Annotated in this window: 12 protein-coding genes; 3 read left to right on the top strand and 9 right to left on the bottom strand. The window is 50.8% G+C overall.

The window, feature by feature from the left end; translation table 11 throughout:
* Positions 1-22: 22 nt before the first annotated feature.
* The 3 genes from lolB1 to EHT25_RS09265 all read right to left on the bottom strand — a co-directional run bounded on the left by lolB1 (position 23) and on the right by EHT25_RS09265 (position 3510).
* Positions 23-874: a lipoprotein insertase outer membrane protein LolB1 gene (gene lolB1 / locus EHT25_RS09275; protein ID WP_124873721.1), complete on the bottom strand. Its 852-nt coding sequence runs from the start codon at positions 872-874 to the stop codon at positions 23-25.
* Positions 867-2621: a tetratricopeptide repeat protein gene (locus EHT25_RS09270; protein ID WP_124873719.1), complete on the bottom strand. Its 1755-nt coding sequence runs from the start codon at positions 2619-2621 to the stop codon at positions 867-869. Before EHT25_RS09270 ends, lolB1 begins: the two co-directional genes overlap by 8 nt.
* Positions 2622-2865: 244 nt before the next feature.
* Positions 2866-3510 (bottom strand): AlbA family DNA-binding domain-containing protein, encoded by a 645-nt coding sequence (locus tag EHT25_RS09265; RefSeq protein WP_124873717.1) that lies wholly within the window; start codon positions 3508-3510, stop codon positions 2866-2868.
* Between the two features lie 203 nt (positions 3511-3713).
* Here EHT25_RS09265 and EHT25_RS09260 point away from each other — a divergent pair, with 203 nt between their 5' ends.
* Positions 3714-4157, top strand: a complete 444-nt coding sequence (locus EHT25_RS09260) for a sterol desaturase family protein (protein WP_124873715.1) — start codon at positions 3714-3716, stop codon at positions 4155-4157.
* A gap of 80 nt (positions 4158-4237) precedes the next feature.
* On the opposite strand, the gene EHT25_RS09255 is transcribed toward EHT25_RS09260, so the two are convergent.
* Positions 4238-4459 carry a DUF2795 domain-containing protein gene (locus EHT25_RS09255; RefSeq protein ID WP_009284883.1) on the bottom strand — a complete coding sequence of 74 codons (222 nt, stop codon included), beginning with the start codon at positions 4457-4459 and terminating at the stop codon, positions 4238-4240.
* A gap of 196 nt (positions 4460-4655) precedes the next feature.
* On the opposite strand from EHT25_RS09255, the gene EHT25_RS09250 reads away from it, so the two are divergent.
* Complete coding sequence (locus EHT25_RS09250; protein ID WP_124873713.1) at positions 4656-5396, top strand: copper homeostasis protein CutC; 741 nt, start codon at positions 4656-4658, stop codon at positions 5394-5396.
* A gap of 79 nt (positions 5397-5475) precedes the next feature.
* On the opposite strand, the gene EHT25_RS09245 is transcribed toward EHT25_RS09250, so the two are convergent.
* The 4 genes from EHT25_RS09245 to purU form a co-directional block, all read right to left on the bottom strand.
* A complete protein-coding gene (locus EHT25_RS09245; RefSeq protein WP_124873711.1) occupies positions 5476-7140 on the bottom strand; it encodes a sodium/sugar symporter in 1665 nt (554 codons plus the stop codon).
* Between the two features lie 134 nt (positions 7141-7274).
* Positions 7275-8348: a DUF4421 domain-containing protein gene (locus EHT25_RS09240; protein ID WP_124873709.1), complete on the bottom strand. Its 1074-nt coding sequence runs from the start codon at positions 8346-8348 to the stop codon at positions 7275-7277.
* Positions 8345-11179, bottom strand: coding sequence for an AsmA family protein (locus EHT25_RS09235; RefSeq protein ID WP_124873707.1), 2835 nt, complete (start codon positions 11177-11179; stop codon positions 8345-8347). The genes EHT25_RS09240 and EHT25_RS09235 overlap by 4 nt, the downstream gene beginning before the upstream one ends.
* Before the next feature lie 80 nt (positions 11180-11259).
* On the bottom strand, positions 11260-12099 hold the full coding sequence (gene purU / locus EHT25_RS09230) for a formyltetrahydrofolate deformylase (RefSeq protein ID WP_124873705.1): 840 nt from the start codon (positions 12097-12099) through the stop codon (positions 11260-11262).
* Between the two features lie 187 nt (positions 12100-12286).
* On the opposite strand from purU, the gene EHT25_RS09225 reads away from it, so the two are divergent.
* Positions 12287-14107 (top strand): glycosyltransferase, encoded by a 1821-nt coding sequence (locus EHT25_RS09225; protein ID WP_229311487.1) that lies wholly within the window; start codon positions 12287-12289, stop codon positions 14105-14107.
* A gap of 122 nt (positions 14108-14229) precedes the next feature.
* Here EHT25_RS09225 and EHT25_RS09220 read toward each other — a convergent pair whose 3' ends face one another.
* Positions 14230-15600: a DUF349 domain-containing protein gene (locus tag EHT25_RS09220; RefSeq protein ID WP_124873703.1), complete on the bottom strand. Its 1371-nt coding sequence runs from the start codon at positions 15598-15600 to the stop codon at positions 14230-14232.
* Between the last annotated feature and the right edge of the window lie 29 nt (positions 15601-15629).

The following is a 15629-nucleotide window of genomic DNA, read 5'->3' as shown; positions in this document are numbered from 1 at the left end:
GCATCTTGCAATACCGGGGTAGTTACGGTCTTCGCTGGAATTTTGGCGGAACGTTGAACGGAAATCCCGGATTTTTATCGGTAAGCTCTACTTTGTTGTGTCGAATCCGTAAGACAGTTTGATAAGGTTGCCCGTCGTTTTTCGATTTGTAATCGACCGTTACCAGACTGGTGTATGGAAACAGGAAATTATTCAATACCGTAAAATCTTCGTAATCCAGCGTCAGCGAATTTTTCGTCGGCTGCTCAACCACCAGCAACTTTTTCAATTTCCGGTTTTGTTCGCCAATGTAGTTATCCACCAATACCTTGCCTTCGTGTTGCCGCAGCAGCAGAAAGTCTTTTTCGTTTTTAACCCGTTGGGCGGGCTCTTTGGGCAATGGCAGATTACCAATCAACAGCGACTGAATCAGTCCAAAATTCAGGTTAAAATTAAACCGCTGGCTCAACGAAGCGTAATCAAACACCGAATATTCGCGGTGAATGCGGTCCATGATCACCACGGAATCTTTCGTAATCAACGCCCGCGCGACCTCAACGCCGACCCCCGAAACCGACAGCCAGATCAGACTGTCTTTATCGATCCGCAGGTTTACATTGGCATTGTTGATGTCCTGATCCTTACTTTTAAACGAAACCTTTGATTTCGCCGTCAGATACGCAAAGTCAACCTGATCAACGGTGGCATTGGGGTCGATGGAAGATAAAACCGGGGGCGGAGCGGTGGCAAGGGTATCGGTGCGGATTTTAGGTAACGCTGAAACCGTATCTGCTGGGGGCGAAGGCGGGGCGTTGCGGAACAGTCTCCGCCGACGGCATCCGTCTGCCGTGATCAGCATGATGACGCATAAAAGTCCAAGAAGGTATTTACTCATAAATTTTGCCGGTTGCGATTTTCTTGTCCAACCGTTCGGTCGTTTCTCCTTTTAGTTTTGCTTTTTTCCACTGCTCCACCGCCTTTTCGTGCTCGCCAAGCTGATACAACACGTCGCCGTAGTGTTCGATAATCGTCCCACTCACGTTCTTGTCGGCCTGCATGGCTTTTTCGAGATACGTGCGGGCTTTGGCGTAGTCTTTCATGACGTACAACACCCAGGCGTAGGTGTCCAGGTACGTGGCATTGTTCTGGTTTTTCTCCACCAGACGCTCCGATAGTTGCAGGGCCAGCGGCAGTTTTTCTTTCCGTAAAGACAAAAAGTAGCTGTAATTGTTCAGAACGTGGTCGTTGTCGGGGTCTTCTTTCAACACCTGCTCATAGGCTTCGTCGGATTTCTGATGATCGCCCATGCCATTGTAAACGTCGCCGAGTTGTGCATTGATGCTCTTCATCAGCTCGGCGTTGGTGGGCGATAACCGCCGGGTTTCCTCATAAGCTTCAATCGCTTCCTTATACCGCTTTTTAAAGTAATTGGCCGACCCGTTGAACGCCCAGATCACCCCTTGATTCGGGAACAATTCGAGCGCCTGTTCGGAGTGAACCAGCATGCTGTCCATCTGATTCAGTTCGCCGTCGAGTTGCAGAATCGCACCCCATACTTCGTAGGTAGCTTTGTCCAATCGGGCGGCTTTGATGTAATAATCGCGGGCTTCGGCTTTTTTGCCTTGCTGATGCAGCAAATCCGCATACATGGCTTGCGAACGGGCGTCTTTCGGATGCGCGGTGGCCAGTTCTTTGGCGAATCTCACGACGCTTTGCTTCGCTTTTTCGTCGTTGCCAACCATTTTCATGTAGCTCAACAAAATCCGCGCTTTGATGTCGGCTTCCAGATTCGGATTCGAGAATACCTTATCCAGTTCCTGGGTGCACTTTTCCATATTGCCCTGCTTCCGATACAGATCGGCCAGCATGACGTGGGCCTGTGGCAAATCCGTATTGACTTTCAGCGCCCGTTGCAGCCAGTCAACCGCCTGGTCGTTGCGTTCATTGGCGATCAGCAGTTCGGCACCTTCCAGCAGGTAATCGGTTTCGCCCGGTTCGGAGGCTACCAGTTTTTCAGCTTCCTGAATGGCTTTTTCGACTTTATTCTGCTTTAGATAAATGCGTTGTTTCTGCCGGACAATTTCTTCGTTCATTCCCGTCGCCTTCTCCACCTTGTCGTACATGTCGAGGGCTTTGTCCGGTTTATCATCGAACAGGTAAATTGCCGCCAGTTCAACCCCGTATTCAATGTTGTCGGGGCTTTTTTTGATCAGTTCTTCGTAGAGATTTTCGGCGTCGGCATACCGCTTCTGTTTTACCAGCAATTCAGCCAGTTGCAGCACATAATACTTGTTGACGCCCTTGTCGAGTTGAACGGCTTTCTGGGCAAACGGCAGGGCTTCATCGGGTTTGTTCAGTTTCATCAGCGCCGTGGCCGTTGCATACTGAGCCGCCGGATTTTCGGGATAAAGCTGAATCACTTTCTGAAATTGAGCCACGGCTTTGGAAGGTTCGTCCATCATCATGAACTTCATTCCTTCCGTAAACAAGGATTCCTCAACCCCCCGGGGGCCTTCTTTCGCCTTTACTTCCCTGTCCTTGCTTTTACGCTGTGCCTGAGCGGGTGTGATCCCGCACACCAACAGGCAACCGATACCGGCAACCAGCCATTTCCGCCAATTGGATTTTACCAGATCGTGCATCTGTAGCGATTCTTAATATGAATTGAACGAGCGAGAATTCCCCGCCGGGTCTCTCAGTTCAAACGTGTTAGGCACATTCTCTATTGCAACAACCGCCTACCGCCCGTCACAATATACAAAGTTAGTGGAAAACATCGGATTAGTCACCCGGTAAAGACAGGATGATCGGCAGGAAGGTTGTCTGTGATAAGGTCTTACTGGTGACTATTGACGTAGGCTGCGTTATTTCAAGAATACCTATCCTTCACCCCATTCGCGTTGTAAACCGGTCTACGACCTCGTTGGGATGGATTTCCAGCACATTGGCCAGCACCAGCAAAACCAGCGTGCGGGAAGCCATTTTACGCGGAATGTTCGCAATATTGGCAAATAGATCGACGGTAATGCTCTGGTTTCGATCCAGGTGCTGCATCAGCGTTTGCTCTTTATCGCCATAGGTAAAGCGAATGGCCCGTTCGGCGGTTTCGCCTTTCATGATCTCGCGAACTTCCTTGCTGGCCTGTACGGCTTTGTCATCGACCCGAATATAGGCCCGTCGGGTGTCGTTGAGCGGATCTTCGACGTAGTGCGGTTTATTTTCGCTCTCCGGAACGGTAATGACCAGCACCTCCCGTTCGTTGGCGAGGAGCACGCGCTCCATTGTGTAGGTAATAGCGGGCGAACAATACCGATCGATGGCGCGTTCCAGCAGGTACTCATCTTCGTCGACGTGTTTAAGACCCTGAATGCTTTTGTCGTCGCCAATGCCGATCAACAATTTGCCGCCCTCCGTGTTGGCAAATGCCACAATTTCACGAATAATCCGTTCGGGGTGATTGGACTTCAATTTGAATTCGAGATGCGTTCCCTCACCCTGTCTAACCAGTTCCTTGAGCGCCCTGTAGTCCATCCGTCTGTCGGGTGTGTAGGTGTCAGGAAGGTTGTCAGCCCTCCCTTGCTTTTAAATATAACCGTTTTAAGCAATACGAACCAAAGGTTTGAACAACTATTTTACCGGAAAATGCACTAATTTCGTCAGTGGTTCTCATTATTAACCAGTTAATCTGGTTCGTGGTTTTACCTTTTATCCGTATTTGAACTGATAACGAAAAAATGGTCGTAAACGTTGTTATTGTGCTGGTCACTTTTGTCGGAATGGAAGGCATGGCCTGGTGGACGCACAAGTACATCATGCACGGTTTTATGTGGCGCTGGCACCATTCGCACCACAACCACCACCCCGGTTTTCTGGAACGGAACGACTGGTTCAGCGTGGTGTTCAGTTTAGTAGCCGTTGGAATGGTGGTGGCCGGTTTTGAAGTCAAACCGCTCTGGTTTCTGGCCCCGGTCGGGATTGGCGTGACGCTGTACGGTATTTTTTACTTTATTTTCCACGATATCATTGTGCACCGGCGGATCAAGATCCGGTTCAACACCCGCAATCCGTACCTGCAACGCATCATCCGGGCGCATTACATCCATCACAAAGTGCACAAGCGGCAGGGAGCCGAAGCCTTCGGTTTTTTGTATGCGCCGAAAAAATACCGGAAGAACTGATTAGCCTCAAATAGCAAAAACCCAAAAAGGCACAACCGGAGGGCTGTACCTTTTTGGGTCAAATCCAGGCTTACAACCGGCTAGTATTCGTCTTCGTTGAAGAAGAAATCGTCCTTGGTTGGGTAATCAGGCCATATTTCCTCGATACTCTCGTAGGGCTGACCGTCGTCCTCCAACTCCTGCAGGTTTTCGACTACTTCTAACGGAGCACCAGAGCGGATCGAATAATCGATCAACTCATCTTTGGTAGCCGGCCAGGGGGCATCTTCCAGATAGGATGCCAATTCGAGTGTCCAATACATAAGCGTTTCTGCTAAAATATGACGACTGATTGTCGTAAAATTGTGCAAAAGTAAAAAAATATGAATATCCTATACATTTCCCCGAAAATTCTTTCAGAAACGTTTGACAGGCCATTTAGGCCATTTAACGGATTCATGGCTAAAAATGTTTGTATTCTTTCCCAAACTTTTCTCATTTCTAACCACCTCCCAGTCAATGAAAATTGAAATCTGCGCTTTTTCACTTGAATCCTGTCTGATTGCCCAGGCCAGCGGAGCCGCCCGGATCGAGCTGTGCGGGGGGGCAGGCGAGGGGGGAACTACGCCCAGTATCGGCCTGATCGAACTGGCGCGCGAGCAGCTTGTGATAGATCTTTACGTCATGATTCGGCCCCGCGGTGGGGATTTCCTGTACAATGAAACCGAACTGGCCGTCATGCGCCGGGATATTGAAACCGCTAAAAAAACCGGTGCCGACGGCGTAGTGCTGGGACTACTAAAAGCCGACGGTACGGTGGATGAAGAAAAAACCGCTGAATTGATCCGGCTGGCGCATCCACTGCCCGTGACCTTTCACCGGGCGTTCGACCTGACACGCGACCCGCTGGAAGCGCTGGAAGCCGTAATTCGGGCGGGAGCCAAACGGATTCTGACCTCAGGGCAACAGGCGAGCGCCGAAGCTGGAATTCCGTTGCTGACGAAACTGGCCGAACAGGCTGGTGACCGCATCGAAATTATGGCTGGTGCAGGCGTAACAGCCGCGAATGCCGCCCGACTGGCCGCAACTGGCGTCCACGCGCTCCACCTGACGGGAAAAAAGGTGATGAACAGCGGCATGGCATACCGCAACCCCGACGTCCCGATGGCGTCCGTGGCCATGAGCGAATACGAGTGGTTGAGTACGAGCAGCGAAGTCGTGAAAGAAGTAATCAAAAACGCGGCTGTATCGCAGAGTTGAGCAGAGAAAAAAGGAGTTAAGCGGAGAAAAATATAATCTCTGCTTAACTCCTTTCTCTCCGCTTAGCTCTGCGAAATAACTACCAGAAATACGCGTATAAAAACGTAATAATTGCCAGAACGACGGCGGCTCCGAGAGCGAAACTGGACGACGTTTTGAACATGGTGCTGTCGATTTCGAGGCCTTTGGTGCTGGGTTTTTGCAAGCCAAGAACGATCATGACCGCTACACAGATCAGGAACACAAAGCCCATGGTGTCCAGAAATGGAATCGTGTAGATGCCATCCGGATTCGGTACGGCGAAACCAACCGGTGCCAGAAATTCCAGATTAACCATACCGGGCAGGATGTATTTGAAAAACAGGGATAACAGAAAACCGCCCACAATCGCGAATAAGGCCCCGGACGAGTTGGTTTTTTTCCAGAAGAAGCCCATGATAAAGGCGGCAAAAACGCCCGGCGAAACCAAACCGGTCATTTCCTGGATAAATTGAAAACCGCCTTTTTTGTCGATTCCCATGAACGGTGAAATAAAAATGGCCATCAGCATCGACACCCAGATGGCAATCCGGCCCACCCGCACCAGTTTCTGTTCGCTGGCGTTCGGCGAAATGTATTTCTTGAAAATATCGAGCGTGAAGATCGTTGAAATCGAGTTGGCTTTTCCCGCCAGGGACGCCACGACCGCAGCCGTCAGGGCGGCAAATGAAAGCCCTTTCAGACCGGCAGGCAGCAGGTTCAGCAAAACCGGATAGGCGTGGTCTTTATTGACTTCTCCCGTAACGTCAAGCATTTCCTGCTGAAACAGCCCTTGCTGGTATAACGTATAGGCAGCAATACCGGGCAGAACAACGATAATCGGCATGAGGAGCTTCAGGAAAGCAGCAAACAGGATTCCTTCGCGGGCGGTTTTCAAATCGGCCCCCAATGCCCGTTGCGTAATGTACTGATTACAACCCCAGTAATTCAGGTTTACGATCCACATCCCGCCAATCAGAACTGTCAGACCGGGCAGTGATGCATAATGCGGATGGCCTTTCGGAAAGATCATGTGAAAGTGGTCTTCCGACTTGGCCAGCATGTGATTGAACCCATTGAGAATGCCGGTTGTACCGTTTTCCGACGACACCAGATTGATCGCCAGATAGGTCGTGGCAAGCCCGCCCAGAATCAGGAAAAACACCTGAATCACGTCCGTATAGCCAATTACCTTCATGCCACCCAGGGTGATAATCACCGCAAAAACCGCCAGCCCAAACATACATAAGGTAAAGTTTAGCCCCGAAATGGTTGAAACCGCCAGTGCGCCTAGAAACAGAATTGACGTCAGATTGACCAGAATGTAGAGAAAAAGCCAGAAAATAGCCATGATCATCGCTACGGTATTATTATACCGTTTGGTCAAAAACTGCGGCATGGTGAAGATCCGGTTTTTGAGGTAAATGGGCATAAAAAATACGGCCACGACAATGAGTGTTGCGGCTGCCATCCATTCGTATGTCGCGATGGCCAGCCCCATTGCAAAACCGTCGCCGGAAGCACCAATGAACTGTTCAGCCGAAATGTTGGACGCAATCAGGGATGATCCGATGGCCCACCAGGTCAGGGAACCTTCGGCGAGAAAAAAATCAGTGGAAGAGGTTTCTTTCGTCTTCTTTCGTTGGTAAATCCAGTAGCCGTAGGACGCTACGATGATGAAATAAATAAAGAAAACAGCGTAGTCGAGCGTTTGTAATTTTTGCATAATGGCTACTTATAACAGGAAAGAAATGAGCGTAGGATTATTTCGGCTCGAAAGATAATAATTTAGAGAACATTTTCGGCCCAATATTCATCTTCCGTCGGATTATTGTTTGGAACGAAAAACCGCTCGTCAGCTCAGATTTTGATCGTTTCCGGAACGAGCTTTTGCAGCCGACGGCTGGTCTGAAACCGCCGGGCGAGCGTAAGCCGGTAGTTTCCGCTGTGGATTACATACCGGTAAATGGGGCTCTGAACCGACAGCGATCCGTTTATCCAGCTCAGCGTCAGGCACCATTTATCGCTGTTGTAACCGGCAACGGCCCGAAAAAGCAGGTCTGGGCGCACATTGCCGTACGTCAGTTTCCCGGATTCGAAGGTTTCCTTGCTGAATGTGGCACTCAAATTGGCGGTTAACGAACCGGTGGCAAAAAAATGCTCCCGATAGACAACTGTGTAGGCGTAACCCGCGCCGGGCCCCAATTTCAAAAACCGCATCCGGCGCACCTCCTCCACCGGAAAATCGGCTTGCCGTAAACCGGGAACCAGGGCGCTGTCGCCCCGCAGAATTCCGTAATGGAGCTGAAAACCGGCCAGCCAGGTTCCCGCCGATTTCTTCTGCCACTCGTTCTGCACCAGCGCGGCCCGAAACGAAAACCGCCGAAAATTGAACACCCGCCGAATGGAGCCACCAACCAGATAAACGCCGACATCGGGCCGGTGATAATACTGCGTCGGATCTGCTAACCCATTTCCGCGCGGTGTCAGGTAATAACCGTTATAAAATTGAGCGAAGCCGTCGAGCACCCACTTTCGCATATAAACATGCGTTTGCAGGTCAATATCGCTGGTTTTGCCTTTTCCATTGGTATTGTTCAGAAACGACAACCCGTACGCCAGATTCAGCGTAAAGGCTTTGAACGTGGCGCCGACGCCCAAATCCAGTGACGAATTCGGGCGGAAACGCAGCGACGGCGACGACCGGGGTGGAGTTGACAGAACAAAAGAGGTGTATTTCTGGGAAAGGTAAGTTCGTCCGGTGAGTTTTCCGGGAAACGTCTTGACGTAAGCGGAGTCTACCTCCCGGCCGCGACGGGTTTGCGCCAGTCCATTCAAACCAGTCAAAAGCAGAAAACCGCAAAAAAAGCAGTAAAAAACTGCCGGTTTTCGGACTTTATTGAGGCCATTACCAGACGTCGGACTTCGCTTCATTGGGCAAAGGTAGTATCAATTCGGTGCCGACTCAACTCGGTATGCCATTCCGAGCGAAGGGTTTGTTTCTGAGCTTCAAAATCCCGGCGGCCAAACAGTTTCATGCGGTATTTTCCGAGGTCGCGCTGGAGCAGCAGGTGGTTTTTCAACCCGCGGGAGGTTCGGGTCGAATCGGGTTCCTGAATTTGCCGGATGCGACGTTTGTTGTTGCCAAACAGCAAATCCGTCAGGCTGATTTCGACCAGAAAAGCCGCTTTTTTGTTCAGTGTATAATCGCCGTTCAAATGCAAATAGGAGAGGTTGCTGGTCAGGTTGAGGTCAGGCATCAGAATGCGGTTCTGGTGCAGCAAAAACCGGGCTTCGACATCTTCAAAATAAATGTGGCTCGTTTTGGCTTTGGGTAAAAACCGCAGGGCTTGTTGAATCGGCTGCACTTCGATCAGTTCCATCTGCCGGATCGACGCTTTCGTGTAGGCGGTTATTTTGTTAATATCCGGTAAAAAGTCGTTGTTCAATTCCGTCCGCAGGGTCATGGCGCAATCCACATTCCCGCGAATGTTTTCGCTCTTCAGCACGTCGATTTTCATTTCCTCAGCCGCCCGGAAAAGCTGGTACAAATCCATTTTTTGAAGGGTCACATTGAGCGTAACCGGAAATCCCTCCGGGCGACCCAGTTTCATCAGTCCATGGGAACCCAGCCGTCCGCCAAACACATTCATTGTCAGCCGCTCCAGTTGCGCCGTTTCGTCTTTGATAACGGTTTTCAGGCCAAAATCTTCGCCTTTCAGCGTCTGGTAATCCAGCTTTTGGGCTTTTACTTCCACATCGAACTGGTAGTCGCTGATGGTGGCTTTTTTCGATTTTGAAGACGGTCGTTTATAAGCGGCCTGCATGCCATTTAAACCAGCCAGCAAGCCCACCAGCTTTTGCAGATTCAGTCGATCGTACGACAGACTCAGGGCGGCATATGGTTCCTGAATACCGTCTTCATTCAACTGAAAATGGCCTAAACCAGCTATTTTTCCACCCAGGGTGGTTCGGCAAAGCAACTGTGGAACCTGAACCTGTTCGCCTTTTTTATGAACGACAAACGACATATCACTCAAATCTTCGCGCGATGGCAGCCGAATGCGATCGATCTGAATTGTAGCCGAATACTCGGTTCCGAACAGCAGTCCGGCCAGCAAACTGTCCGTTGATGTCGGAATTTTGGGGGGACCGGTTTTCCGGGGCGACGGCGGCAGCGGTTTTGAAAAATCCAGTTCCTGCCAATGCGCGGCCAGTTTGGTCCGAACCGGGTGCGTCGCCCGGTTTCCGCCCAGCACATACCGCAGCAGATTGGTAATTTCGCCGTTGATTTTGAACGAACGACCTTCCAGTTTTCCGACCACTTCCCGAATCCGCAGCCTGTTGTTTTCGGGAACAAAATGAATATCGGCATTCAGCGCCGTACAGCGGCCCGACGGTTTCGGAAAATGCAGACATCCATTCCGGATCACGAGCGTACCGTCCCAAAACGGTTCGACCTCGGAAGGGCGTGCCACGTTTGAATACAACAGCGGGCTCCGAACCGCGAGATTGACCGCAGCCGTTCCGCTATAAAGCGAATCGCCGGGCCAGTTCATTAATTGAGCCAGTTGCAGCAGCGACAAGTTACCATTCATTTTCGCATCGACGACCGGCGAAATCAGGTTGGTCAGATTTCCCTCCAGCCGCAGCGTATCTTTCCCGGTTTGCACCCGGAATTCCTGGAGCGTCAAGGTCGTGGTTTCGCGGGAATTTCCGGCGCCGTTGTTCCAGTTGCCGCGTAGTTGCACCGCGTCGAAAACCACCGGCGTTTTAGGCCAGTGGTAGTTTTTGGCCTGAAGGTGAAAGTTAATATCGTTGTGGGGTCGAACCGTCGGGTTACTGCGTCCCTTCATGCGAAACCGGAACGCTACATTTCCCTTTAAAGCCGTATCTCCGGCGTAGCGTTTGAGCGAATCCGGCAGCAGAGCCGCCAGAAATTTATACGCCGGTTGCGTACCGCTCAGGCCCAGGTTTACATAAGTCCCTTCGTTTCCGGGAAGTTTCATGTGGCTGCCCATGAGCCGGATGGGAGCGCCGTTGACCAGCAATTGACTTTGGCTGAACGTACCGGTTTTGTTCGACGGATTGTAGGCATAATGAACACTGGCCGTAAAAGGCTGAGCCCGAAACAGGGTCAGGGTGCGGTTTTTGATGTATTCGATTTTTCCGTCGATCGTTCCCTCCAGTTGCAGCGTCGGGTGGTTCAGGTGGCCGCGCAGATCCGCCCGCCGGATGCTCATCGAAAACGCATTGTGCTTGTAGCCATTGACAACGGTTACGGTCGCATCTTCGATCCGGATTTCCGGAATTTCGACCGAGTGGGTGTGGTTCGTGTCAGCCCGGTTTTCGGTTTTCCAGGCAAACCCGGTTTTTTGCCCGGTTGAATCCACCCACTGATTGTAGCGAATTCCCCGGAGCACCACCTCCCGAACCGTGCGGCTTTCCCGAAACAAATCACCGATACTCAACACCAGACTGGCCTGATCGATCCCGACAATTTCGAGCGGTTTGGCTCCTTTGTTGTCATGAATCGAGAGATCATGCAATTGGATGGCGAGATTGGGGAAGTGGCTCAGTAACGAAAAATCCACGCTAAAATCGGCCAGCCGCTGCTCGGAATGCGTGGCAAATTCATCCCGAACGGCCAGAATGACTTTTTCTTTGTAGACGGTTGTCAGCAGAAGCGGAATCAGCAAGCCCACCAGAAGCAGTAAGACCGCTATGGCTGCGCCAATTTTGATCCAGTGAGAAAACCTCGCCATGCGTTTACAACCGTTGAGCTTTTTTAGCCGACAAAATAGCCGGTCTTACTTAAACACCCGGCACGGGCACTCTGTTCGACCTACAGAATGATGGTGCGGTTCTGGTGGATAAAAACGCGGTCGTTAAAAACCAGTTTCAGCGCCTGCGACAGCACAATTTTTTCCACATCTTTTCCTTCCGTCGCCATGTCAGCCGCCGTGTGCCGGTGATCAACTTCTTTGATATTCTGGGCGATGATGGGGCCCTCGTCCAGGTCGTTGTTCACAAAATGGGCCGTCGCGCCGATGATTTTAACCCCGCGTTCATACGCCTGGCGGTAGGGGCTGGCGCCCATGAAGGCCGGTAAAAACGAATGGTGAATGTTGACGATTCGGTTGGGGAATTGCTTCACGAACGAGGGCGTGAGCACCCGCATGTATTTGGCCAGGACGATGTATTCCGGTTCATATATATTGACGATTCGGGTGATGGCCTCCTCGTGTTCTTCGCGGGTTTTGTGTTCGTGCGTCACATAATGAAACGGAATACCGAACTTACTCACCAGCGATTGCAGCGTGTTGTAGTTGCTCACAACGGCCAGAATATCCGCATCGAGTTCATTGAAAGCATACCGAATCAGTAATTCGGCTAAACAATGATGCTCTTTGGTAACAAAAACAATACTTTTTTTCTTTTTTTTAGGATTAATACGGAGATTGATGCCCGGTGGTAAGGTCTGCCGCAAATTATCAGACAATACGTCGAAATCATAATCACCTTCGAACTCGGTACGCATAAAAAACTGCCGGTCAGGGCTTACGTATTCGTCGTTGCGGATGATATTCAGATTGTAGTGCGCCAGTACGCCGGTGACGCGGTGAATAAGTCCCGTGCTGTCGGGGCCGTCCATTAACAGAATGTGACGTGTTTCAGTGGACATGAACGAATTGATAATTTGAAAGTTAGTGTAAAAGTAGTAAAATCACCTCGCGAATCGCCTTTCCACGACTGAATAGGCCATTAAGTATTCTATTTTGGGGTACGATACATAAACCATTCGGCGGGTAAAAAATACCCATCGATCAGATCAGTGGAAACAGGTAGGCTAGCCACCCCTAACAAATTGTATGGCATTGGAATCATTGCTCTCTCCATCGAAGCGAAAATTGCTTATTGAAGTTGCCTGGGAAGTTTGTAACCAGGTCGGCGGTATTTATACGGTTATCCGATCGAAGGTGCCTTCGATGGTCGAGAAATGGGATACGGATTATATCCTGCTCGGCCCGTATTTTCCCCAACGGGCGGCTGTTGAATTTGAACCGATTACGCACGACGACGGCACCGAAATCGGCCGCGTGGTGATGAATATGCGTTCCCGGGGGCTGGACGTGCAATACGGCCACTGGCTCATCACCGGCAAACCCAGGGTGGTTCTGTTCGGGATTGCCAGCCTCGGACCCGCCATCGAGCAGGTCAAATACCAGCTTTGGGAGCGCCACCAGATTTCAACACTGGGCGTCGAGGACCTGGTCAATCAGGTAGTCGGTTTTGGTGAACTGGTCCGTATTTTCCTGACCGAACTGGCCGCCGAAAGTGCCAAACACGTCGACATTGTGGTTCATTTCCACGAGTGGATGGCCAGCAGCGGTTTACCGGATTTGCGCAAGGACAATGTGAAAGTCGCTACGGTTTTTACGACCCACGCCACCATGCTGGGCCGCTACCTGGCGCAGAATGAATCCGGTTTTTACGGAAAACTGCCGTTTTTCGACTGGAAACGGGAAGCAAAGCACTACAACATTGAAGCCCAGGCAACCATTGAACGATTGTCGGCGCAACAATCGCACGTTTTCACGACCGTCAGCGACGTGACTGCCCGCGAATGTGAGGTCTTTCTGGGCCGCGTTCCGGATCTGATTCTACCGAACGGGTTGAACATCGTGCGGTTTACGGCGGTGCATGAATTCCAGAACCTGCACGTCAAGTTCAAGGAACGGATTCACGAGTTTGTGATGGGTCACTTTTTCCAGAGTTATTCGTTCGATCTGGAAAAAACGCTCTACTTTTTCACGTCGGGCCGGTTTGAGTTCAGCAACAAAGGCTACGACATCACGCTCGAAGCGCTCGCCCGGTTGAACTGGAAAATGCGTGAGGCCAATATGGACATGACAGTTGTGATGTTCATGATTACCAAACAGCCGTTCCGTTCCATCAACCCCGACGTACTCCACAGCCGCGCGCTGCTGGACGAGATTCAGGAAACCTGTAAAGCCATTGAAAATCAATTGGGTGACAAGTTATTTCTGAACGCAGCCGCTGGCGAGGACATAAATTTGCCCGATCTCAATCAGTTTGTCGATGAATACTGGCGGCTCCGGCTCCGGCGAACCATTCAAAGTTTCAAGACCAAGCAATTACCGCCGTTCGTGACCCACGACTTGGTTGAAGAAGACGACATGGTGCGGTTTATCCGGCAGGTTCAGTTGGTCAACAACGCTCACGACCGGGTGAAAGTCGTTTACCACCCTGACTTTATTTCCTCGACCAATCCGCTTTTTGGGTTGGATTACGGCCAGTTTGTGCGGGGCTGCCACCTGGGTGTTTTTCCGAGTTATTACGAACCGTGGGGATATACGCCACTGGAATGTGTGGTGCGCGGCATTCCGACCGTTACCAGCGACCTCTCCGGTTTTGGCGACTTCATTATGCAGATTATGCGGGATTACGAAAACCGGGGCATTTACGTCGTCAACCGGAAAACGCAGTCGTTCAACGAAGCCGCCGAACAACTGGCCAACATCCTGTTCCGCTTCGTCCGGCTTTCGCAACGCGACCGGATTACCCAGCGCAACCGCGTCGAAAACATTGCCGAAGTCTTCGACTGGACCAACCTCCGTTCCTACTACGACACCGCCCACGACCTGGCGTTGAAACGGCGGAAACCGTAAAGTAGACGATAGAACAGAGACAAGAGAGCAAAGACTGAACTACCCCTAAAAGAGAAGAGACGAAAGAAAACCGCTATGGAATTTTTCGTCTCTTCTCTTTATTCTATCTTCTCTATTCTATTTCAATACTGATTCAGTTCTTTGTTGAACTCCGTCAGGATTTGTTCTTTCATGGCGATTTTACGCTTTTGCGTATTCACTTTGCTCATCATCATTTTATCCGCGTCTTCGTTGCCGGGGCGGCCCATCGTATCCATGCTACTCATCGACATGGCCAGATCGCTTTTTTCACGCCGAACCAGGTACTCGAGTTCCCGAACTTTCGTCCGCAATTGCTCCGAGCGGCTTTTCAGTTCAAACGCCGGGTATTTGCGGGAGATGACGCGTTCGAGGTAATTTAATTCAAAGATTTTATCGCACGACGACCGGAACCGTTCCGAAACCGCCTTGTCCACCAGTTTAAACGGAATCTTGATTTCCTTCCACTGGTTCAGCAATTCCTTGGCCCGATCGGCAGCTGCCGGGATATTAGACTGTTTCGCCAGCTTTTCGGCTTCGTCGGCCATTTTCATCTGCTGCTCCACGCGCGGATCGATCCGAACTTTCGGCTGAATTCCGCGCGCCAGGTTGTAGCGATCGAAGATGGTTTTGGTCGCCCGGCGGTATTTCTTAAGGATTTTTCCGGATTTTTTAATCGGCACTTCACCAACTTCTTTCCAGTCGTTGTTCAGACCGCGGATCAGGTGATAGGCTTCGGTCAACACCTTCATGTAACGTTCTTCGGCCACATTTGCCCGCTCGAGTGCTTCACCTTCCAGTCCATCGCGCTTGAAGGGTCGGCTGCGGTCGGCTTCGTAAATACTCCGCACCGCCCGTTCGGCCTGCCAGATCAGATTATCGTAGCGATCCATGCGCTCCTGAATAACCTTGTTCTGTTCGTTGAAGAACTCGCGCCGACGCTGGAAAAAGTTGTCTAACGTCTCGCTGAAACGGGTTTCAATGGTTTCGTCCAGTTCTTTATCGACTGGTCCGGTTTTGATCCATTTCAGCTTGATTTCCTGCAGCTTTTCTGCCGTTTCCCGCCATTCGGTACTGTCGGCCACGGTTTCTGCTTCGGCCAGCAGGGCGTGCTTGATTTCGAGATTTTTAAGCTGGTTGGTCCGAATCAGTTCAACCAGAATCTCTTCCTGTTCGTCGAGCCGGTTCAGCAGGGGAATGAAATTGCCGATCGCGTCGAAACTGAGCAGCTTTTTTCGCAATTGAACCAGTTTGGTCAGGTACGACCCCTTGTTCTGGGCTTCCGTCACCTCCTGCTCTAGCTGGTTTACCTTGTTTTCGGCAATGGTAAACCGATTTTTGAAATAATCGAGCGCTTCCTGTTCTGTGCGTTTCACTTCACCGATTTGTCGGTCCGGATAGCTGAGGTAGCTCGATAAGAATACCTTTCCGTCTTTGACGTAACCGTATTCGTCTACCAATTGAGCTTGTTCCATTATTTTACTCTTTAAGACTGAGCTATGGG

The sequence above is a fragment of the Larkinella rosea genome (genome assembly GCF_003858635.1).
Lineage (GTDB): Bacteria > Bacteroidota > Bacteroidia > Cytophagales > Spirosomataceae > Larkinella > Larkinella rosea.
The sequence above is the reverse complement of the archived record's forward strand: the minus strand, read 5'-3'. Positions and strand labels throughout refer to the sequence as shown.

Coding starts and splice junctions, on each gene's coding strand:
- lolB1 (WP_124873721.1), bottom strand. CDS start 874: ATGAGTAAATACCTTCTTGGACTTTTATGCGTCATCATGCTGATCACG.
- EHT25_RS09270 (WP_124873719.1), bottom strand. CDS start 2,621: ATGCACGATCTGGTAAAATCCAATTGGCGGAAATGGCTGGTTGCCGGT.
- EHT25_RS09265 (WP_124873717.1), bottom strand. CDS start 3,510: ATGGACTACAGGGCGCTCAAGGAACTGGTTAGACAGGGTGAGGGAACG.
- EHT25_RS09260 (WP_124873715.1), top strand. CDS start 3,714: ATGGTCGTAAACGTTGTTATTGTGCTGGTCACTTTTGTCGGAATGGAA.
- EHT25_RS09255 (WP_009284883.1), bottom strand. CDS start 4,459: ATGTATTGGACACTCGAATTGGCATCCTATCTGGAAGATGCCCCCTGG.
- EHT25_RS09250 (WP_124873713.1), top strand. CDS start 4,656: ATGAAAATTGAAATCTGCGCTTTTTCACTTGAATCCTGTCTGATTGCC.
- EHT25_RS09245 (WP_124873711.1), bottom strand. CDS start 7,140: ATGCAAAAATTACAAACGCTCGACTACGCTGTTTTCTTTATTTATTTC.
- EHT25_RS09240 (WP_124873709.1), bottom strand. CDS start 8,348: ATGAAGCGAAGTCCGACGTCTGGTAATGGCCTCAATAAAGTCCGAAAA.
- EHT25_RS09235 (WP_124873707.1), bottom strand. CDS start 11,179: ATGGCGAGGTTTTCTCACTGGATCAAAATTGGCGCAGCCATAGCGGTC.
- purU (WP_124873705.1), bottom strand. CDS start 12,099: ATGTCCACTGAAACACGTCACATTCTGTTAATGGACGGCCCCGACAGC.
- EHT25_RS09225 (WP_229311487.1), top strand. CDS start 12,287: ATGGCATTGGAATCATTGCTCTCTCCATCGAAGCGAAAATTGCTTATT.
- EHT25_RS09220 (WP_124873703.1), bottom strand. CDS start 15,600: ATGGAACAAGCTCAATTGGTAGACGAATACGGTTACGTCAAAGACGGA.